This window comes from Lysinibacillus sp. C5.1, from assembly GCF_016350185.1.
GTDB classification, from domain to species: Bacteria; Bacillota; Bacilli; order Bacillales_A; family Planococcaceae; genus Lysinibacillus; species Lysinibacillus sphaericus.
Genome location: NZ_CP066226.1, coordinates 2,607,926 through 2,627,545, shown reverse-complemented (window position 1 = coordinate 2,627,545; position 19,620 = coordinate 2,607,926). Strand labels below are relative to the sequence as shown.

The 19,620-nt window shown below is 33.3% G+C and carries 21 protein-coding genes and 1 pseudogene; 15 read left to right on the top strand and 7 right to left on the bottom strand.

What is annotated here, in order from left to right:
• Nucleotides 1–68 precede the first annotated feature (68 nt).
• Together I5435_RS12730 and I5435_RS12725 are read right to left on the bottom strand one after the other, a co-directional pair.
• Complete coding sequence (locus tag I5435_RS12730; RefSeq protein WP_337982397.1) at nucleotides 69–599, bottom strand: GNAT family N-acetyltransferase; 531 nt, start codon at nucleotides 597–599, stop codon at nucleotides 69–71.
• 626 nt (nucleotides 600–1,225) lie between these two features.
• Nucleotides 1,226–1,786 (bottom strand): GNAT family N-acetyltransferase, encoded by a 561-nt coding sequence (locus tag I5435_RS12725; protein ID WP_108030145.1) that lies wholly within the window; start codon nucleotides 1,784–1,786, stop codon nucleotides 1,226–1,228.
• A gap of 193 nt (nucleotides 1,787–1,979) precedes the next feature.
• Between I5435_RS12725 and I5435_RS12720 the strand changes: the two genes are divergently transcribed.
• The 8 genes from I5435_RS12720 (at nucleotide 1,980) to I5435_RS12685 (ending at nucleotide 8,817) form a co-directional block, all read left to right on the top strand.
• Nucleotides 1,980–2,303 carry a DUF3986 family protein gene (locus tag I5435_RS12720; RefSeq protein ID WP_108030146.1) on the top strand — a complete coding sequence of 108 codons (324 nt, stop codon included), beginning with the start codon at nucleotides 1,980–1,982 and terminating at the stop codon, nucleotides 2,301–2,303.
• Between the two features lie 980 nt (nucleotides 2,304–3,283).
• Nucleotides 3,284–3,892 carry a hypothetical protein gene (locus tag I5435_RS12715; RefSeq protein WP_337982396.1) on the top strand — a complete coding sequence of 203 codons (609 nt, stop codon included), beginning with the start codon at nucleotides 3,284–3,286 and terminating at the stop codon, nucleotides 3,890–3,892.
• A 792-nt stretch (nucleotides 3,893–4,684) separates the two neighbouring features.
• The gene (locus I5435_RS12710; RefSeq protein ID WP_337982395.1) at nucleotides 4,685–4,921 is read left to right on the top strand and encodes a hypothetical protein; all 237 of its coding nucleotides are present in this window, start codon (nucleotides 4,685–4,687) and stop codon (nucleotides 4,919–4,921) included.
• 102 nt (nucleotides 4,922–5,023) lie between these two features.
• Complete coding sequence (locus I5435_RS12705; protein WP_337982394.1) at nucleotides 5,024–5,257, top strand: DUF3953 domain-containing protein; 234 nt, start codon at nucleotides 5,024–5,026, stop codon at nucleotides 5,255–5,257.
• Nucleotides 5,258–5,509: 252 nt separating this feature from the next.
• Nucleotides 5,510–6,868, top strand: coding sequence for a (R)-1-hydroxy-2-aminoethylphosphonate ammonia-lyase (gene pbfA / locus I5435_RS12700; protein ID WP_258842918.1), 1,359 nt, complete (start codon nucleotides 5,510–5,512; stop codon nucleotides 6,866–6,868).
• A 194-nt stretch (nucleotides 6,869–7,062) separates the two neighbouring features.
• Nucleotides 7,063–7,587: a hypothetical protein gene (locus I5435_RS12695; RefSeq protein ID WP_337982393.1), complete on the top strand. Its 525-nt coding sequence runs from the start codon at nucleotides 7,063–7,065 to the stop codon at nucleotides 7,585–7,587.
• A gap of 294 nt (nucleotides 7,588–7,881) precedes the next feature.
• Nucleotides 7,882–8,334, top strand: coding sequence for an OsmC family protein (locus tag I5435_RS12690; RefSeq protein WP_337982392.1), 453 nt, complete (start codon nucleotides 7,882–7,884; stop codon nucleotides 8,332–8,334).
• A gap of 261 nt (nucleotides 8,335–8,595) precedes the next feature.
• Nucleotides 8,596–8,817, top strand: coding sequence for a hypothetical protein (locus I5435_RS12685; RefSeq protein ID WP_337982391.1), 222 nt, complete (start codon nucleotides 8,596–8,598; stop codon nucleotides 8,815–8,817).
• 943 nt (nucleotides 8,818–9,760) lie between these two features.
• Here I5435_RS12685 and I5435_RS12680 read toward each other — a convergent pair.
• Nucleotides 9,761–9,949 carry a hypothetical protein gene (locus I5435_RS12680; RefSeq protein WP_337982390.1) on the bottom strand — a complete coding sequence of 63 codons (189 nt, stop codon included), beginning with the start codon at nucleotides 9,947–9,949 and terminating at the stop codon, nucleotides 9,761–9,763.
• A 169-nt stretch (nucleotides 9,950–10,118) separates the two neighbouring features.
• Entirely contained in the window at nucleotides 10,119–10,247 is a 129-nt protein-coding gene (locus tag I5435_RS12675) for a hypothetical protein (protein WP_255313819.1), read from the bottom strand.
• 162 nt (nucleotides 10,248–10,409) lie between these two features.
• Between I5435_RS12675 and I5435_RS12670 the strand changes: the two genes are divergently transcribed.
• Nucleotides 10,410–10,724, top strand: coding sequence for a hypothetical protein (locus I5435_RS12670; protein ID WP_337982389.1), 315 nt, complete (start codon nucleotides 10,410–10,412; stop codon nucleotides 10,722–10,724).
• 248 nt (nucleotides 10,725–10,972) lie between these two features.
• Nucleotides 10,973–11,425, top strand: a complete 453-nt coding sequence (locus tag I5435_RS12665; protein ID WP_108030150.1) for a GNAT family N-acetyltransferase — start codon at nucleotides 10,973–10,975, stop codon at nucleotides 11,423–11,425.
• Nucleotides 11,426–11,485: 60 nt separating this feature from the next.
• Here the strand turns inward: I5435_RS12665 and I5435_RS12660 are convergent.
• Both I5435_RS12660 and I5435_RS12655 read right to left on the bottom strand, forming a co-directional pair.
• Nucleotides 11,486–12,352: pseudogene (locus I5435_RS12660) on the bottom strand (IS3 family transposase); the annotation flags it as partial.
• Nucleotides 12,313–12,873 (bottom strand): helix-turn-helix domain-containing protein, encoded by a 561-nt coding sequence (locus tag I5435_RS12655; protein ID WP_025220230.1) that lies wholly within the window; start codon nucleotides 12,871–12,873, stop codon nucleotides 12,313–12,315. The pseudogene I5435_RS12660 and the gene I5435_RS12655, both read right to left, overlap by 40 nt.
• Nucleotides 12,874–13,213: 340 nt before the next feature.
• On the opposite strand from I5435_RS12655, the gene I5435_RS12650 reads away from it, so the two are divergent.
• Nucleotides 13,214–13,894, top strand: coding sequence for a DUF6241 domain-containing protein (locus tag I5435_RS12650; protein WP_337982388.1), 681 nt, complete (start codon nucleotides 13,214–13,216; stop codon nucleotides 13,892–13,894).
• Between the two features lie 708 nt (nucleotides 13,895–14,602).
• On the opposite strand, the gene I5435_RS12645 is transcribed toward I5435_RS12650, so the two are convergent.
• The gene (locus I5435_RS12645) at nucleotides 14,603–15,202 is read right to left on the bottom strand and encodes a VanZ family protein (protein WP_029747468.1); all 600 of its coding nucleotides are present in this window, start codon (nucleotides 15,200–15,202) and stop codon (nucleotides 14,603–14,605) included.
• A 1,239-nt stretch (nucleotides 15,203–16,441) separates the two neighbouring features.
• Here I5435_RS12645 and I5435_RS12640 point away from each other — a divergent pair.
• From I5435_RS12640 to I5435_RS12625, 4 genes are all read left to right on the top strand, one after another.
• Entirely contained in the window at nucleotides 16,442–17,113 is a 672-nt protein-coding gene (locus I5435_RS12640; RefSeq protein WP_337982387.1) for a CPBP family intramembrane glutamic endopeptidase, read from the top strand.
• Between the two features lie 628 nt (nucleotides 17,114–17,741).
• Complete coding sequence (locus I5435_RS12635; protein ID WP_337982386.1) at nucleotides 17,742–18,365, top strand: hypothetical protein; 624 nt, start codon at nucleotides 17,742–17,744, stop codon at nucleotides 18,363–18,365.
• Nucleotides 18,365–18,778 (top strand): hypothetical protein, encoded by a 414-nt coding sequence (locus I5435_RS12630; RefSeq protein WP_337982385.1) that lies wholly within the window; start codon nucleotides 18,365–18,367, stop codon nucleotides 18,776–18,778. The genes I5435_RS12635 and I5435_RS12630 overlap by 1 nt, the downstream gene beginning before the upstream one ends.
• Before the next feature lie 96 nt (nucleotides 18,779–18,874).
• Nucleotides 18,875–19,597 carry an SDR family oxidoreductase gene (locus I5435_RS12625; RefSeq protein ID WP_024364755.1) on the top strand — a complete coding sequence of 241 codons (723 nt, stop codon included), beginning with the start codon at nucleotides 18,875–18,877 and terminating at the stop codon, nucleotides 19,595–19,597.
• The last annotated feature ends 23 nt before the right edge of the window (nucleotides 19,598–19,620 follow it).

The window sequence follows — 19,620 nt, the reverse complement described above, 5'->3', positions numbered from 1 at the left end:
CAATGATACTCCTTATATGACAAACAAAAAAGCCTATACCAAAAAATGATATAGGCCAAATTCAAAAATTAATCTGTTTTTAGGAGAGAATAAATATTAATATCTATAAAATTCCCTTTTGAATTTTCGTATTGTCTTAACTTTCCTTCGAATGTAAAATGAAGCTTTTGTAACACTTTTATAGAATTTACATTTGCAGGTTCTACCTTTGCTTCAATCCTATTGATTTTTAAAGTTTCGAAAGCATATTCAATAAGTGCCTTTATACCTTCAAGAGCATACCCCATGCCCCAATAGGCTTTCGCGATATCATAACCAATTTCTACTTTTGCATTATCTAAGTCTATTGAATTGAATCCACATGTTCCTATTATTTCGTTGGAGTTCCTTTCAATCATGCTAAACCGTATCGCTTCACCAGCATGAGCTAATTCTTCTAGAAGTTCAATCATCTCTGTTGCTTGCGTTTCATGCGTAAAGGTAGTGATATTCATGTATTTCGTTACATCTGGATCAGACCAAAGTTTAAACAAGCGAGGTGAGTCTGATACAGCCATTCTTCTTAAATGTAATCTTTGAGTGTGTAGTTCTTTTATCAATGCTTATACCTCCAATATTTTTAATCAGTTAGATAAAAAATATTGCCATCTGCGCATAGTTCAGTCCCTTCAAGGTTTTTATTCTAGTCTATGTTATTTCTCTTTCACTTTTGTTTTCTAAGTAGTATTGCTGCCATAAATAAAAAAACAGCTATCCATAAGGAAAAAAGAAAGTTTTCAAGCAAAGCCCAATGATTATTTTTGAAATAATACCAAATTCATGATAGTAAAAAAACGGTCATAATGAAAGTGATATATAAGTGCTTTCCGAATTTTGTCAATTGAAACACCATTGTGCATCAGTGTAACTTTAAAATTACAGGCTTTACAACCTTAAAAGAGGCTATGTAAACTTTTGTGGCTTTGTAACCTTGATGGAAGCTAGTTTACCTCAATCTTTACAAAAGTTAAAAATGTATGGCGAACCAACAGAAAATACAGATCCAATAGCTCTAACATTACCTTGGCTTGTTTCACTACCAACTTGACCGCTTACAAAGGAATCACCACCACAAGCTTTACAAATCTATTTACTATTCTCCATAAATGCACCTCTTTATGTAATATATGTTAACTATACTATAAAGTTGATGATAGCGTCTAATCTCTTCAGCGCATCATAGATACTAATTCGTTTCTTGTCGTTCCCACTCGCTTCGTAAAATCCCCATTTTTATAGCATCATAGTATTTTCCATCAACAATTCGTGCATCTCTAATTCTTGCCTCTAATTGCATCCCTAATTTCTCGGCTACTCGTATCATTCTTTCATTACCAGACCAAGTAGACATCCCTAATCGATGAAGGGGTGTATTTTCAAAAAGATAGTCAATCCATAAGCGATAAGCTTCTGAACCATAACCACCATTCCAATAAGCTGTATCATATGTGACAATCCCTGTTTCAAGCCAGTTAGTATTTTTATCTACCCAATAAGCACCGACAACACCAATAAACTGTTCGTCTACTGCTATGATTAATGAACTTGGAACATCTTCAAATAATTGTTCATCTTTTGTCCATTCCTTTAAAAACGCAGCTTTAGACTTATGTTTTTCTGGAATATATGGACCGTTCCATTTCTTTGCTTCTTGTTTCTCATCAACATACTTCCAAAAATAGATATTTTCAATATCGGAAGGAGTAGCTGTTCGTAATGTAACTTTATTTCCTTTTATATGTATCATTGTATTCTCCCCTTGTTTATAACAAAACTACTATACTATAATATCATAATCAAATATTTTCTTATTTTATAGTATGTCGAAAGCATAGAGCGTACTAAAGGATTTAAAGTCAGCAGTATTCCTTCCAGTTCTTACTGGAAGGGAGGATAAGTTGCCTTACAAAGGAAAGTTATTATAGGAAGGAGCATTATCTATGAATTTTGAAGAAGATATCCATCTACATGTTGGATTTTATGATACTAATGGTGAATTTGAAGGTATTTTTTTAAAACAAAAAAGTGGCGGGACATGGTGCTTATTTTTCCATAATGAATCTTATAATGTATCCCTAAAAAAAACGTATGCTTTATTTGATCAATATTTTGGGTATATGGTGAGAGAATACAATATTTGTGATTTAACTTTTGAGCATGCGAATGAATTATTCAAAGAATTTTTATTAGAAGAGGAATTAATCGTTATAAGGGAGGGGGACAATACCTTTCATCTGAATGAAGTAAAAGTCCAAGATCATTAGGTTTCAGCTAATCACTGCCCAAAAACCTCTACAGAACCCGAGTTTGGCGACAAATTGAGAGTAATCTCATCCTCTATAAAAGTTATACTGAAAACTTTTATAGTATTTATTTTAGTTTTAAGCTGATAAGTAATGCCAAACACTATGTTAAAAATTAAACAGAATTTAAAGGATTCAAGAAAGCTCAATATCAATTTGTTTCTAGTGTTAAAAAATTCACATTACCAATAACAGACATAATAAGCCAATATCATTGGCCCATTAAAACATTGAGCTAAATCCAGCTCGCAATTCCCCCATATACTAATCAAAACAAGAGGACAGCGCGCCTGACATAGCTACACCCGCTGTACCTACAAATAGCTCCTCCGCCAGCACCTAACCCTAAGCTAGTTATTGCACCAAGAACTCCTAATGTATATGTCCATAGTTGAACGAGCCAGCCAGTCTAGTCGTTTGAGCCGATTGTTCCCTGCTATGTAATTTTATAATCAGTCCACTAGTAACGGATTTATAAATTAAATACGCTATTATCATGACTATCTATTGCATGCGTTGACAATGTCTCTATATAATCACCTTTTGTAACAATTATATTTCCAACATCAGCATTTTCAATTTTCACCTCTTCGTTTAACAAATCTAAACGCATTGTACTTTCCTAAATTGTTATTGCAACATCATTATTCTTCTCTGCTACATATATAGTTGATGCACTTAAAGCCATATTTCCAGTGAAAAACCAGTCAATATAAAAATTCCCTCATGATTGAAAACCCACGCATAATCTAGACTTAATGAAGTATTTATAATGCTTTAGTAGTCGAGTTACATGATAGATAGACTGAAACCTACTGTCTATTTTCGTATAAGGGAAGAGAAGGAGGCAAAGCCCTAATCTAGTTTTAATAACGTTTATCTAAAAATAACTAGTAAATTAACTCCAAATTATGTATATTTATTACGAGGAGGAATTAATTATGAAAAAGATATTAGTATTACCATTATTATTGTTATTTGGAATTATTTTTGCGGGATGTAGTGCGGATTCAGAAAAGGAGAGTGGAGACAAAAAGGAGGTTGCTGCAGATACAACTGAAAAGACTTCTGTGAGCAAACCACTTAAGGTCGATAAAGAGCTATTAAATGTTGAGGTAACGTTACCGGCTGATTTTTTTGAAGGTGAAGATATAGATACAGTGATTGCTGATGCCAAAGACGAAGGTATTCAAGAAGTAATTAAGAACGATGATGGTTCTTTAACGTTTAGAATGTCTGAATCACAGCACAAAGAAATCTTGAACGATATGGAAGAAGAGATTATCGTGTTCATAGAAGAGATTAAAACAGATGAAGAGATTACTTCTATTAAGGATATAAGTTACAATAATACATATTCTGAGTTAACACTTTTAGTTAACCCAGAAGAATTAGAAAACACCCTAGACGTCGACGCTACAGCTGAACTTGTTCTGATGGGTATGTTCTATCAACTGTTTAATGGAGTAGATCTAGAAAAAAATCAAGTAACCGTTACTTATAAAAATGAATCAAATGGTGAAGTAATTAATACAACAGTATATCCGTAAAACCAGATGATTTAAATGAGCAAAATTAATTTTAAAATTTCAAGGAGTAAAAGCACTTAAAAAAGTGCTTTTTATTTTGCACTAAAAGGAATTTGAGGCATATCATAGGTTTATAACGCACAACTATGATTTAAACAGACTTAGGAGTCCATCGGTGTTGCAATAGTTAATCCAAAAGAAAATAATTGTTGATACTGTGATAATTTCATCGGAAGCTAAACAAGTTAAAAAGATTTGCTAAAATGGTGTTTACAAATCTATTACTCTGTTACAAATGATGTCAATTTCTTTAAAAAAGCTGCTGCGTCGTTATGATACAGATAGAGATAAATGCTATTGCTTTTTATATTTTTTACTAGTCCATGCCCAATTTATGAAAGCAAAAATAAGGACGGTCCATAGAGAAAAGAAAAAGTTGCTAAGCAAGTTCCAATTACCGTATTTCAAATAATCACGAATCAATAAAATTAAAAACAGTGATAAAAAGTAGAAGAGATAGATATATTTCCTGATAAATGCCATATTGTTAACCTCATTATGTATTTTCTATAAATTGTAGCACAAAAAACGTCGACGTTTGCATCAACACAAAGCGGAATAGATAATCAAGCATTATTTAGAGAAAGTATAACAATGGTGAAATTTATGTTAAAGAATTTTGGGGGAAATCTATACATTGCGCTTATAAAAGGTAGTGCTTTTGTACAATATTGATTCACTTATTATAAATATGATGTAGATAGAAGCGGAAGTCTTTAGTTAAGATAGTCATTTTTAGTAGGAGGGGCTAACATGTGGTGGAAACTTAACAAAATAATTGAGGATGAAAAGCAAATTGTATACCGATATAGTCGTGAGAGCGACAAGTTGGATGGTGAAATTGCTTTTAATCGAAATACCAAAACATTTCATTGCATCAATTATGCCTATGGAGATACTCAAAGAGAAGTAGAATGGTTCTACTCACATCTATGGAGGTCAATAAGTAAAGAAGATGCTTCTGACAAGCACTTAATAGCGATTGGTTAAAAGCATTACTTATCTTAAGAATTATATAATGTTAAATTTAGAATTATCTCTATAGTATCTTATAGATAATTAAAGATGTAATTTAAAGAGGAGTGAAAGGATATGCTGAAAATTCTACCAATTGTTTTTGGAATCATTGTAATCGCGCTATCAACTTATGGACTTATCACACGTGATTATCAATTTAATTTCGTAACGATATTCTTCTTAAGTTTATCGATGTTAACTTTAGGCATTAATGCATATCAAAGTGAGAGAAAAGCTTACGCTTGGTTCTTAATAGGTGTATCTTTATTTTTAGTATATGTGTCAATTCAAAGTTTTATATATAGGTAAATAATTGGCTGCAAGGGATACAGAATAGAAAATTCACAAAAAGACATGCCTTATTGGTATGTCTTTTTTTGTTAAAATCTCCTTTGGTTCTTCGGTGTTCTATGAGCTTAGATATAATGATTGCTTCACTACAACTATGTAACAAAATCATTAAGTGAAAAGATTTACAGGATATTAATATCTAATTAAAAAGCATATGTTAGTTTGTTTAGGTGAAGGAAGTAATTACGTTTTATGAGAGGAGATAAAATCATGGATAAAAACATTGAAGTTTTAAGAACAGAGGGGGATATTAATTTAACAAAAACTCGTTCCGTCTGGCAAGAAAATCATTTAAGTAAAGAATCGTTTGAGTTTATAAACGATGACGCCAAGTATTATTTACATCAGTCTCTTTCTACTCCTTGTTTAAATATTATAGAAAAAAGCTATGGCATTTACATAGAGGATATAGATGGAAGGAAGTATATGGATTTTCATGGGAATAATGTTCATCAAATAGGATATGGGAATGAGTATGTGATTCGTGCCGTAAAAGAGCAGTTGGATACACTTCCATTCTCTCCAAGACGTTATACAAATAAAGTTGCAATCCAGTTAGCAAAAAAATTAGTTGCTATTGCACCAGAACCTTTAAATAAGGTACTTTTGGCTCCTGGAGGAACTTCAGCTGTTGGTATGGCTTTAAAGCTTGTTCGAAAGGCAACTGGTAAATTTAAAACGATATCGATGTGGGATTCGTTCCACGGCGCCTCTTTAGACGCAATTTCAGTTGGAGGAGAAGCGCTTTTCCGTAACGGTATGGGCCCATTAATGCCAGGAAGTCTACATATAGCGCCTTACAATTCATATCGCGGTTTGTTTGAGGATGACAATGGTAGGTTTAAATCCCTTGATTATCTAGAGTATATACTAGAAAGAGAAAATGAAATCGGTGCCATTATTTTAGAGCCTGTTCGTTGTACAGACGTGCATATCCCACCAAAAGAGTACTATCAACGTTTACGCAATATTTGTGATAGCAATAATATATTAATGATTTTTGATGAAATTCCAACTGCTTTAGGACGAACAGGAAAAATGTTCACTTTTGAAAACTTTGGAGTTATTCCAGATATTGTTTTATTGGGAAAAGGATTGGGTGGAGGCGTGTTTCCAATGGCGGCGATGCTCGTAAAAGGAGAACTTGATGTTGCCCAAGATATTGCACTTGGTCATTATACACATGAAAAAAGTTCCCTAGGCTGTGCAGCAGCATTGGCTACTCTTCATTATATTGAGGATTTTAAATTAATAGAAAAGGCTAATCAATTAGGAGAGTATATGAGAATGCGACTTGAAAAGATGCAAGAGCAGTATGAAATTATAGGTGATGTACGAGGAATCGGTCTATTATATGGCGTAGAACTAGTATTGGACCGCCATTCGAAAGAAAAAGCTATAGTCGAAGCAGAACAAGTAATGTATAAATGTATGGAGAAGGGATTAAGTTTTAAAGTATCACAAGGAAATGTGCTTACGCTCACGCCACCACTGATTATTAAGGAACAAGAATTAGAGCTGGCAATGGATATTTTAGACCAATCTATCCAAGAGGTTTTAGAGCAGTAATATAGATTTATAAAAAATTGATGAAACATCTCATAGGAGGTGTTTTTCTTTTATAAGGAAACAAAGGCGGGTAAGGTGAAAAGTTATTGCATTAAAAACAGATAGTGTAGGTACTATTAACACATTTTCGCACCTTAATAGAATGTGTGTAAAGGTGAAAAAATGTGGTATAGTGAAAAAAGAGGTGTAAAAAATTGGTTAGAGGGAATAGTGAATTTTTAGAAACAGGAACTAATTCAAGAGATCAGAGGGAGTTGATAAAATGTATTTATAATTGTAAAGATAAAGAGTTAATAAAATTTTTAGGTAAACACCTAAAAAGAAAAGATTGGAATGGAGATAGTTTTTATACTATTTTTAAAAGACTCCTAAAATATGAGACAAGAAATTCAAATATAAAAGGTTATATAAAAAATATTCAAGCTCTTTCTACAGAAGATTGGTTAATTTTGAAGGCAAGATTAGTAGAAATTGAATGTACATATGATAGAGTTTCCATATTAAACCTGAGTGGTGTAGGACTATTTGCTTTTTTACTTATCTATAAAGAAATGTCAAAAGAAATTTTATTTAAACAGCTCCCAGTAACCTATTATTATTTTATGCAAGCTGTTTATATTTTGGTTATATTATTTTTAATTAAAAAAGCAGTTAAATCAAAACATTTACAATCCCAAGCTAAGTATTTCTTAACAATAATTGATAACGTTAAAAATTAATCAATAGGGAACAAGAAGTTTTTTTCTAATTGCCATGAAACGTAATACGAGCCATACAAGTTTGCAGCGAATACGTTGAATAAGTGATTAATCTAATGAAGTGATTGTTTGGATAGATTTGTTGCTATTGCTATCCTTGAATTTAAAAAATTTTCAATTAGTAGTTGACTAAAGAAAAAGTTACAAGTAGCATAAAAGAAATAACGTTGTATTCTTATAAACTTAATAAGGTATAAAAACCTTATTCAGTAATTATAAAAAAAGTAGTCAAATTCTAAAGAGGAGTGATTGTAAATGGCAATAACAACATTTAAGGCAAACACATTTTTAAAAGAAAAGGTTTTGGTAGAAGCTCATGTTAGAGGACATAAAATTATTGTAGATGAACCAAAAGAATTAGGTGGAGATGATCAAGCTCCAAATCCTGTAGAACTCTTGCTTTCATCTTTAGGGGCATGTCAATCAATAGTAGCAAGAACTTTTGCGAAAAAGTTTGATATAGACCTTCAAGATTTCTGGGTGGAATTAGAAGGAGACCTTGATACAGATGGCTTTTTAGGCAAGTCCGATGTAAGACCAGGATTTTTATCAATCCGATATACCTTTCATATCAAAACGAATGCATCAGAGGAAAAGGTAGAAGAATTTAAAAAATATATTGAAGCACGTTGCCCTGTAGGTGATTCGATTGCTAATACAGTAAATCTTGTGTCTTCAGGAATTGTTATTGAGAATTCTGTAGTTTAATCTATTTTTATGTAATGCCTAATATAATTGTAAGCTAGATATTCAGAATGTTCCAAACGATTTTCAAGTAACTTTGTATACTGCGAGGGAGGGGCACTAAGTGTTTCCTCCCTTGTTACTTACATACTGGGGCAAGACATACATAAACGGCTCTATTTTTAGTGATGAGTATATTTTTGTATAATACTTTAGAACGTAGTAAAATAAACCATATTAACATGTTAAAAGGTGCAGAAATATGTTTAATGGGAGGTTGGGTCGATGAATGAAAACAAGAAGAGTAAATTACAAATATTAGCAATCGCCATAATAATTGCACTATTGGTTGCGGCCTTTGTAACTTTTTTCTTAGGGCATTTCGTCGTAGGTTCAGTTTTATTTGTAATCTTTATGATAATCTTGAATGCTATTAGTAGTTGGACGAGAATCAAAAATACAGAGTACATTCATTTTAAAGAGCATAAATATAATGAGAAGTGGTGATGAAACGCGGGTTTTGCTATGGTACTTATCCTAATCATGCTTTCTAGCCCTTTTTAATTTTGTCATTCCATGGAGTGAAGACAACGATGTCCTACAAAAAATGGGGCGAAGTATCTTGATAAAGTTGTCATAGCAAAATACTTGTTTTACCCTTGATAAACCATAAATTTAGATTGTCAAAATTGATAAATAAGATATTCATTATATTAAATACAAGCCTGTTTATTAGCAAAAGAAGAGCAAAATTCGCATTAATTCAATAAGTTATTTTTTTGTCATTTCTTGCGCTTACCCGGGAAATTTTTTTATTTCCTAATTGAAATACCCCATTCTAATGGCATTTTGTAACACGAAAAAGGAGGGCGAGGACAAATTGGGATTATCTGAGTAGCTAAAAATAATAACTATGTCGTGATGAATCGTACAGCATTACATGACAACTGGCTCAATCCTTAAATAATTTTAATGCGGATACATGCAATCCTGAATTTTGGAAATTTTGTAGGAGGGCAAACAAGTACTCAAAATTGAAATATCACTTAGGTGACATATTAGCAGACCCTAGAAAAGGAGTGGTTATACAAGATACACCAAAGAATAGAGACTTCAAAGACTCTGTAAAGCAATAGTATGGATAGGAGATCGATGCCTCTGACGGGATTCGAACCCGCACTCCTTTCGTAAGCATAGGCTAGGGGGAACACGCTTCCCTACGGACTTTCACCAGCTAGGAATTTCACCTGCTTCAGCTCATTTGCTTTTCGGTGCTTCTGAAACCCTTGCCTTGCGACCCGGCAGCTACAATGTTTTCCGGCGCTCTTCCCTTCTACAGCTACAGAGGCAAATAACTATTCTTTCGTTATTTATATAGATTTTAGTAGATATTGAAAGTTTGAAAGAAATTGGGCAATACCAATAAGCATAGCGCTACAATAAAGCAACGCTAAGTTTGTTCAATCTTAAACAACTTTACAACACTAAAAACACAGCCTATCAATCCGCCAATAAAGAAAATATATGCCACTAGAATTGACATAGCTTCTAAGTTGTGTGTAAAGATTTTATATGCTCCTACTGAACATAATGCTAAACCACTAATCGAGCTCAGTAATGTTCTATTCTTGTCAGTCAAAAAAACACCTCCAAATAATAGCATTTATAATATGGTAACAAAAATTCGCTATTTAGTTAACTAATGTATAGCGGTATTAATGTCATGAAAGCAAAAAAGCTTACTGAACAATATGCGTAATTAATGAAAATAGAATGATTAAAACATCCCCCTATAATTCAACTATATATTAAAATCCCTTTTTTCTTTCAAGTACTTCGATCCGTTTCTCTAATTTCTTAATTTTCATGTCATTAAGTAAGACGATGACTGACGTTGCTATAGCGAAAGTAAAGGCTATGTACGTGATACCAAGCATAAATAAACCTCCTAATTTTTGTTAATTCTATTGTAACACAAAAAGCAGCAGCGTCGTCACACGCTAGGGTTTGAATTGGATTAAGCTATTTAAACCTTATCGAAGCATTATCCCACAGCTTACTTGGCTAACCTGATGAGCCAAAAAGGGCAAATTAATTTAATGAAAAAGATTTTACTGCAGTGGATTAAGAATTTTCCTTGGATGGTTGCGACAATGGAAGAAGCACAAAAGCCAGTAGCGAAGGTTGATGATAATAGTTTCAGCGGGGCGAAAACAGCAATGTATGGTTTTAATGTAACATTACCAAAGGCAGATGGAGGTATAAGTGATCCGGTGTTTAATGAAGTTCAACATCGTGTCTATTTGTTAAATTATCGAACTAAAGAGTATGAGCAAAAGATTGCAGAAGTGCAAGCACGTATACCACTAGTATATAGAGACAGGGGGAGATTGAAGTTCTTCATAGATTACTAGATGGCATAGCATGCGTGCAATTGGAAACCATATGAGAATATCTAGTACGACAATTTTTAGGGTAAAACGATGAAGTATTCAATGAGCTACTTCATTTTAATAACATATGTTCAACAATCGGGCCAGATTGTTGAATAAAACTTTTAAAGGATTTTAAATTTATATTAAAATTTAGATGGTCCAAAAGGCTTTTACTTAAACTCCGGTGCTATTAGAATTAAAGTAGGAAAAGTTAAAGGGGGATAGATTTGATTAAAAAAATCGATATAACTAATCTTAAACTTGCTGAAGAAGTTTTAAACATTCAAATACCTTCATATAAAGTGGAAGCGGAAATAATAGACTTTTATGATATACCGCCATTGAAAGATACAGTTTACACGTTACAACAATGTGGTGAGACATTTTTTGGTTATTACGTAAAAGAAGAATTATGCGGCGTCATTTCTATAAAAGTAGAGAATGGTATAATCGATATACATCGGTTAATGGTACATCCTAAACATTTCAAAAAAGGAATTGCCAAGATATTATTGGATTTTATTGAAAACGACAATGAAGGATTGGAAACAATAATAGTATCCACTGGATCCAAGAATACACCAGCAGTGACTTTCTATTTGAAAAATGGATTTTCAAAAACAGAGGAAATAAGTATAACAGAACGCCTTTCCTTAACTTCTTTTAAAAAAGAAATTTAATATAGTTTATTTAGCAATTAAGCGCTCTCCGGTAGTGACCCCTTAAAGTTAGAGTTTTTATTATGCAGCTAATTGGCTGGCATGTTTTCGGTAATTTACCGGACTCATGCCGGCCAGTTTTTGTTTAATACGAACATTATTATAATAATTGATATACTCTTTTATTTTCTTTTGTAATGCTTCATAAGAGATTAATTGTTCTCCATAATACATTTCCTGTTTTAGTAAGCTAAAGAAGTTCTCCATGGCCGCATTGTCTGCGCACGTTGCTTTACGAGACATGCTTTGAAAAATCCTGTTCTGCCTCAATGTTTTCACCCATGTATTGTGTTGATAGTGCCATCCTTGATCGGAATGAATGGTTGTCCGATATTCAGCACGCTTTTGAATAATTGGAAGCGCTTGTTTAAGTGAATCTAACACAAAATCTAGGCTCGGCCGTTTTGACATACTTAACCCAATAATCTCACCATTATATAAATCCATGATCGGACTTAAATATAATTTTTCATCATCTGTACATTTAAATTCAGTTACATCAGTCACCAATTTTTGAAGGGCATATGACGTTCTGAATCTACGATTCAAAAGGTTTTTAGCGACTTTCCCAACTGTTCCTTTGTATGATTTATAGCGTGATTTACGCACGAATTTCACACATTTCAACCCTAGGTTTTTCATAATTCGTTGTACCTTTTTATGATTTATTGTATGTCCTTGCACTCTTAATTCCGCATGAATTCGCCGGTAGCCATATCGACCTTCATGTTTTTCGAAAGTCTCTAAAATCAAGACTTTCCACTCTACGTCTGGATCCTTTTGCCCCATCAGTTTGATATGATAATGATACGTCGCTTCTGGAATATCCACTTGTTTTAAAATATCTTTTAATCGAAATCCTTCTTGTTTAAGTTCGAAGGCGATGGCAGCTTGTGCTTTTCGAGGAAGGCATCTGGATTCTCTCGAAAAGCCTTCAACTTTTTTAAATACGCCACCTCTAAACGAAGCAGTTCATTTTCGCGTTCTAGCTGCTCCTCACGTGACATTGTTTTTTCTTGGTTATTCGCTGTTGATTTTTGTTTCTTAGACATAGACGGGCGCCCCTTTAATTTTTTTTGCAGGCCCTCTATCCCTCCTTTTAAAAAACGATGATACCAACTAGCAACTAAAGTTGGATCATTCAAGTTAAAGTGAATCGCAGTATCTTGATAGGAAGCACCTGTTCGTTTCATAAAGTTTAATACATCTAATTTAAATTGAACAGAATAAAACTGCTTCGTTTTCTTAACGGATAAGCCACTTTGCCCAAACTCTTTAAAAGCACGGACCCATCTCCTTAATGGAGAATCACCTATACCATACTTCTTCGCTATCGCTCTATATCCTAGAGAGCCACTTAAATATTCTTGAACCACCATCAATTTGAATTCTTCATTATATTTAGTCATAAAAAATCACCTCAAAAGTTAGTTTTTCACTCTAACTTTTGGGGTGCAGTACCTCCTGGAATTAGGAAAGTGCTTTTTTAATTAAAAGGCAGATTGAAATCGTGCGCGATTGTGGAATAAAAGTAACAGATGTAACAAAAAGAACAAATGTAAAACATGTACGATGTTTTGTTTAAACTCGGTGCAGTAAATGTTTCTGCCCTTGGGATAAAATCCTCTATATTAGGGAAAAACAGACTCACGACCGACCCACGCCTTATAAACTTGTTCGATATGATTTTTTTAAGTGTATTACTAGGAGACGAGAAAATGAAACCCTTGTTTACAAAAAGGATTATATATGCTAATTTGGATTAAAGTGTTAATTATGGTGGTGAAATTAATGAAGTGGACATATGTTTTAGGTATCGTTATTTTAACTGCGTTATTGAGTATAGGTGGTACACTTTTAATCTCAGACAAGATCTATGACAAAGGAGAGATGGAACAAGATGTGAAAGAATTAGAGAACACTTCAAAAGCAGATACAAAAGAAAAATTTGTATCGACGGTAGATGTGAGCGGTATAGGTTGGGAAAACCCTATTTTCTCCAAGAAAATTGATGATTGGAAAAGTGGAGATGAACCCTTCGTTGGCAATCTAGTAGAAGAAGTGATTCAAGAGATGGCACACCAAAAGATTATCGCTGAATCGAAAGAAGGCTCTATTATGATTACACCAGAAAGAATCGACATTTTAATACAGATGGTAGAAGAAAACAAAGATAACTATGAACGTCATAAAATGTCTGATAAGTATGCACCGTATGAAATATATCTAGATATATTAAAACGTTGGAAAAAAGGTGATTTTTCAACAGTTGACGATGACCATAATATTTTAATGTTTATTCAAGGAGGGAAACCACCTGAAGGTTTAGCAACAGATATTGCTTCGGAAGAACAAGAGATAAACTATATTTTCCAAGTTTTTGCTAAAGAGGTAGATGAAGTCTTTGGCTCGACAGAAAAGCAGAATTAATCTATTTTTAGAAGTTAAATAATAATTGCTAACATCCTTCGGGGTGTTTTTATTTTCTCTTTTATAGAGAAGTCTTCTTAAGATATTAGCGGTATAGGCAGAGGATACCGAAAAAGATCTTGTTAAAAATAGAACGGAGGTTTTCGTCGTACCGAACAGAGCACCGTTGCTATCGGTAGATGCAGTCGCGCCTTCTGGTGTTGTAAATACTGATAAATTTAAAATATCTGGTAAAGCATAAGAGGAAGATGCAAATGCCACGGTAAAGGTGACAAGTCGTATCAACGCAGGTGAGCCAATGGAAATTTACAGTGGTTCAGGTGGTCCTTAGGAGTTTTAAGTATCACTTGCGCAATTAGTAGTGTTTTGGTCGTAGATAATTACGGGGCTAAGACAAGTAAAATCATTAGAGTGGTGCATCTATTATGTGTGGAAAATTTTGCTGGACTTGAGGACATCTTTGCTTTTGTTGCTTTGTAATAGATGAGTACAACAATACGGTTAATGTAGATGATACATGCGATAATATTGTGGAATAAAATTTTCGATGATATGTTATACAAGTTTTTATGCAAATTTATAAACAAACTCTGTAAGTATAGACGCTCTACTGTTTGTGCAATTTGTATAAAAAATGTACAATCAATAGTTAAAGTGAAAAGGCAAAAACGTTGATTTAACAACATTCGTGCCTTTTTGGTGTATATTTTAATCGACAATTTTTGTTTGGGTGTTTAATTTATATGAGTGAATATAATTTACTGCGTACTTTACTAAAAAGATTCCTAAGACCCCACCCAAAACATTAAATAACGAACAGAAAATATCCATATTACCAAAGTGGCCCTTAGTAAAACCAGACCGCCCAAGTAAAAGATGGGCGAAATGTATCACTAAACAACTTAAAACAACAATAGAAATTGCTTTTTTGTTACTTTTTAAATTGAAAAGGAGTAATAAAAAAATCCCAAATGGTACAAATAAAATAAAATTATAAAATAAAGCTGAATAACTAAAAATAGAAATATGAAAGTGCATCGTATCAAATATTCCAAACCAGTCATTCGTTGAAATAAATCCTCTACCATTGTCTGCTGGATTTTGAGGGAGCGTGAATCCACCAGTTTTAATTTGAATTAAACTTATTAAGTAAAAGATAAAGCTATATAGAATAATTCGTTTTTTATTACTTTTTATTTCTTTTCTAAAATAGTCAAGAAATACATCAATAAAAATATATACTAGCAAAATTAGAAATCCGAAAGGAACAATATTGTAAAGAACGTATGTTGAATGCACAATTAACATCTCCCACTATTTGTAACATTTAAAAGTCAATATTTATTTTACCAATTTTTACATTATAAAACAAATATAACTCGTCAACTAACCTGTTACGTTAATTGAAGTATATAAAGCTACCAAAGCGTTGTTTAAGATATATAACCTTGCGAACGCGATATTCGTGATACAACAATAGGGTGCGATTCTTAATAAGAAACATGGTTTGATTTCATTAAAGGGCCAGACTGTAGATTACACCTTAAAGATTACTAAAGGACGCTTGGGGACATTTTTTATTTAACTAGAATAGTAATTATTTCGAAAAAAGGAAGAACTTTGTAGTTAACGGAAACGTCATAGTATTAAGTTATATAAGGGGTGAAATTATGGGATTATGGTATTTTTTGATATTATTTATAGGATTATTTTTAGTGATTAAGGGGTTACTTGGGAAAAAAAGATTAAGCTTGATACTTATAGGATTATTATGTATTTCGTTCTCAATATTTATGTTTTCTCCAGGAAGTGATGAAATCATTTCTAGATTATTCAATTTTAATTAGAGTGTAGGTAGAATATTTATAGGTATTTTCACTAAGGAAGTTTTCCAACACAGTAATTGTTCCTCAATCGTGCAAATTTCTTACGGGGGTCTAGCCAGATTTATACTGGTTCACATCGGTAAGAAAAGAAATATCCTCAAACGATTCCTTGGTGCTTTTTTCAGCTAACGTTGTCGTATAGTAAATGTAGTAGAGGAACAGAGGATGGACAACCAATATTTCATGTTTGGGGTACATTAGCATAAATGGTAAAACTGTTGCAACTAAACAATTATTTTTTGATAAATTAGGTAGTTTTGACGTTGTATGGGATACTTCTACCGACGATGCAACTGGGTGGATTGACAAGCAAGTGCATCTAACAATGACCTACACTATAAGGCGACTTAGAAACTAAAATTGTTGATTTCGATTATAACAGCATAAAACACTAAATGAATCGGAGTTCTCTTCCAAGCTGAAGTATATTGCGAATCATCTTTTGCAAATTTCTTCAAAGAAGTAAATTAGAAATTGAATTTTAGCAGCAAGGGTGATTCATATAATATATTAATTATCAAATACTTCTAGCTTAATTTTTTATAGAAAATTACACTCAGAGAAGCTGTGAAAAATAATTTTAAAGTAAGGCTGTTCGTTCCACTTGTTCATAATATGATATAATCTAAAAAGGTAAATAATTACATTTAAGGAGGTAGAAATGGAATCGCAATTAAGTATTGAAAGTAAAGTGAAAAATAATGATGTGAAATCGATGATAGGGTTTCTACTCCTATTTTACTTAGTATGGGCAATTAAAGAGTTATGGTTAATTGACTATATTTATTTGTTTGGTGAAATAATTTCTCCATTATTAGAAGCGTTGGTTAAGGGGATCGTATGGATTGTTCCAACTTGGTTATACATAAAATATTATTTACATACTAACTCATTCGACTACTTAAGAATGAACGTTAATGTTAAAAAAGGTTTATTTTGGGGAGTCGTTCTTTCACTGTTAGTTGGCTTATATTTTGCTTTTGAAACATATAGCATTAATCAGCAATCATTTCAATTTTCATTATCCTTTGATGATTACCTTAATGGTATTCTTATGGCAGGACTAGCCGAAGAAATTGTTTTCAGGGGATTAATTTTACAAGAAATCAATAAAAAAATAGCTTTTTGGAAAGCAAATATTGTAACTGCTTTATTATTTTTAGTGATACACTATCCAATTTGGATTCAAAATGAAATAATCTTCCATTTTGGGACTCATATTTATGTTTTTGTTTTAGGTCTATTCTTCGGGTTTGTGTACAAGAAAACCGGTTCATTATGGTCAGTTATAATATTGCATGCACTTCATAATTTTTTTGTTACATTAATTTAATGAAAAAAATCGAAATGCTGTTAAACCAACATTTTTGGACATAGTGATGGGTATTGGTATGTCAGAGGCAGCCGTGTCAATCAAGCCATTGCACCGCCTGGTCCATTAACATCCCCAACACAAGGCAAAAAGTTCAAACCAGACGAGACGGTAAACATCACATTTGGCGCCTCTCGCGCTACGAATCTCGCACTTTATGAAGTAGATTACCGATATAATAGCACAGACGATTGGACATCATTTCCATATAACTAGCCTCCAAATTAGTGCTAATCCAACACATACAACATTAGAACTGCGTGTACGAGCAAAAAATACAAGCAATGTATACTCCGATTATATCCATTCAGACGTATTGACAATTGAACACAATGTAGCACCTACTGTAAAGTTACGGAGTCCATCTGGCAACGTGATGAGGAGCCTCGTAAAATATTAGCGACCAATCTAAGTCAGGTAAGATTCCCTTTAACAAAGCAGTTAACTTTTAAAGGTGGCAAGCTCTATCAGGGTAAAACGGCTATTACGGGCCAATTATCCGAAGGAACCATTCAAAAATTATTTGTATGGGCAGAGGATACGGAAAAAGGAATCTCTCCAAAAATAGAACAAAGGTTTTCGGTCGTACGTGAACAGAGCACCTTTGTTATCGGTGGATGCAGTCGTGACTTCTGGTGTCGTTGATACCGATACATTCAAAATATCTGGTAAAGCATCGGATGACGATGCAAATGCCACGGTGAAAGTGACAAGCCGTATTAATGCAGGTGAGCCAGTGGAAATTTACAGTGGTTCAGGTGGCGCGTGGAAGTTTTATGTAAAGCTAGCACAATTAAGAACAGGTGAAAATACGATTGTTCTTGAGGTCGTGGATAATTTCGGAGCCAAGACAAGTAAAACGATACAACTAAATAAAAAAGAAGTGAAAACGCCTATTTTACAATCCGTTGCTCGTTACCAAATCGAGCCGCCTAGCGGATCTGCAAAGGGCGTTTTATTGTTTATTCAACAAGATGAAGTACTTGAAATAAAAGTGGAAGTATCTATGACTGCAAAAGGTGAGCAAGAGCAATACACGATGTTAACACCGGTGAATACAGCACCCATCACAGCCAAACAAGGTGTCGTGGAGGACACCTTCGAGCATAAAGGAATGGAAGCTAAACAACGAATTGTATTAAAAATTACGTCAACGCGTAAAGACTTGGCATCTCATCACAAAATACATTTGATAACAGGGGCGGTGGACTAATGGCATTTCAATATAAAGTACGTAATCCCGATGGCACAATGGGTGAAATGAAAAAGTTCGGTGACGAAGACACAGCAGAAGAAAAGGCTGCACGTTTAGAACAAGAAAACCAACTTCTAGTGAGCAGTATGAGGGAGATGTCAACGTATATAGCGAACCAAGAGCAACGTTTAGCAGAGCAGGAAAGGGCGATTATAGAGCTTTCCTCGTTAATTGCAAAGGAATCAGAAGGAGGCGAACAAAAAATTTTTAATGAACAGAGTGGACTAGTAGCTATCTGGTATAACTATGTGCTAGCACGTCCACATAAACGTAATCAAGTACCAAATCTATCAAATTTGCGCCAAGTGGTGTATCACAAACTAGAACAAGAAAATGATAGTAAAATTTATGGATTTCAGTCAAAAGAATGAAGTGAAATAATAATATTGTACAATATAATAGATTTAATTGTTATATTGTTTTCTATCTTAAATAATCAAAAGATAGTTATTGGAGAGGAAGATTGGATGAGTAAAGACTTTATTATTTTTGGAGCAAGTCAAGGGCTTGGCGACGCCTTTGTAAAGGGTCTACCCATAGAGGGAGATACAGTATGGATGGTGTCAAGAACACGACCAGAAAGTTTGGATATTAATGATGGTGTAAATCGCAAATGGCTTTCAATAGATTTATCAAGTCAACAACACATCTCTTCTTTAAAGGAAACCTTAAAAGACATTGCAATAGATGTATTAATATATAATGTTGGCGTATGGGAAAAGCGTGGTTTCGAAGATGACTATACATTTGATAAGGATGAAATCGAAGATATTTCCAACTTAATCAATATAAATCTAACTTCTACTATTACGTATATTCAAGCGCTTCTACCAAACTTAAGACAAGCTAAAAATGGAAAAGTCATTTTAATTGGTTCAACGGCAGGCTTAGAACATACAAATAGTTCACAGGTTTCATTTGTTGCATCTAAATTCGGCTTACGAGGCATTACAAATGCTCTACGTGAACATTTGAGAGGAGATAAAATTCCTGTCACTTGTATTAATCCAGGGGAGCTAGCAGCAGAAGTACCTTATGAAGAAGGTGCAGAAAAGGCAATTGATTTATATGAAGGTACACGTATACCTGTACAAGATATTGTATCTATTGTGCAATGTGTGATTAATTTATCACCAGTTTCATGTGTTAAGGAAATTACTATCCCTTCAATAACAGACTTAAATGCTTGATCGTTTCAAAATAAGTAAAATTA

Bases quoted from the DNA above. Each gene is read 5' to 3' on its own strand.
- pbfA (WP_258842918.1), top strand. From the start codon at position 5,510: ATGGATAAAAACATTGAAGTTTTAAGAACAGAGGGGGATATTAATTTA.
- I5435_RS12710 (WP_337982395.1), top strand. From the start codon at position 4,685: ATGTGGTGGAAACTTAACAAAATAATTGAGGATGAAAAGCAAATTGTA.
- I5435_RS12640 (WP_337982387.1), top strand. From the start codon at position 16,442: ATGGAATCGCAATTAAGTATTGAAAGTAAAGTGAAAAATAATGATGTG.
- I5435_RS12685 (WP_337982391.1), top strand. From the start codon at position 8,596: ATGAATGAAAACAAGAAGAGTAAATTACAAATATTAGCAATCGCCATA.
- I5435_RS12645 (WP_029747468.1), bottom strand. From the start codon at position 15,202: ATGTTAATTGTGCATTCAACATACGTTCTTTACAATATTGTTCCTTTC.
- I5435_RS12720 (WP_108030146.1), top strand. From the start codon at position 1,980: ATGAATTTTGAAGAAGATATCCATCTACATGTTGGATTTTATGATACT.
- I5435_RS12630 (WP_337982385.1), top strand. From the start codon at position 18,365: ATGGCATTTCAATATAAAGTACGTAATCCCGATGGCACAATGGGTGAA.
- I5435_RS12650 (WP_337982388.1), top strand. From the start codon at position 13,214: ATGCTAATTTGGATTAAAGTGTTAATTATGGTGGTGAAATTAATGAAG.
- I5435_RS12655 (WP_025220230.1), bottom strand. From the start codon at position 12,873: ATGACTAAATATAATGAAGAATTCAAATTGATGGTGGTTCAAGAATAT.
- I5435_RS12725 (WP_108030145.1), bottom strand. From the start codon at position 1,786: ATGATACATATAAAAGGAAATAAAGTTACATTACGAACAGCTACTCCT.
- I5435_RS12715 (WP_337982396.1), top strand. From the start codon at position 3,284: ATGAAAAAGATATTAGTATTACCATTATTATTGTTATTTGGAATTATT.
- I5435_RS12670 (WP_337982389.1), top strand. From the start codon at position 10,410: ATGAAAAAGATTTTACTGCAGTGGATTAAGAATTTTCCTTGGATGGTT.
- I5435_RS12705 (WP_337982394.1), top strand. From the start codon at position 5,024: ATGCTGAAAATTCTACCAATTGTTTTTGGAATCATTGTAATCGCGCTA.
- I5435_RS12690 (WP_337982392.1), top strand. From the start codon at position 7,882: ATGGCAATAACAACATTTAAGGCAAACACATTTTTAAAAGAAAAGGTT.
- I5435_RS12675 (WP_255313819.1), bottom strand. From the start codon at position 10,247: ATGCTTGGTATCACGTACATAGCCTTTACTTTCGCTATAGCAACGTCA.
- I5435_RS12625 (WP_024364755.1), top strand. From the start codon at position 18,875: ATGAGTAAAGACTTTATTATTTTTGGAGCAAGTCAAGGGCTTGGCGAC.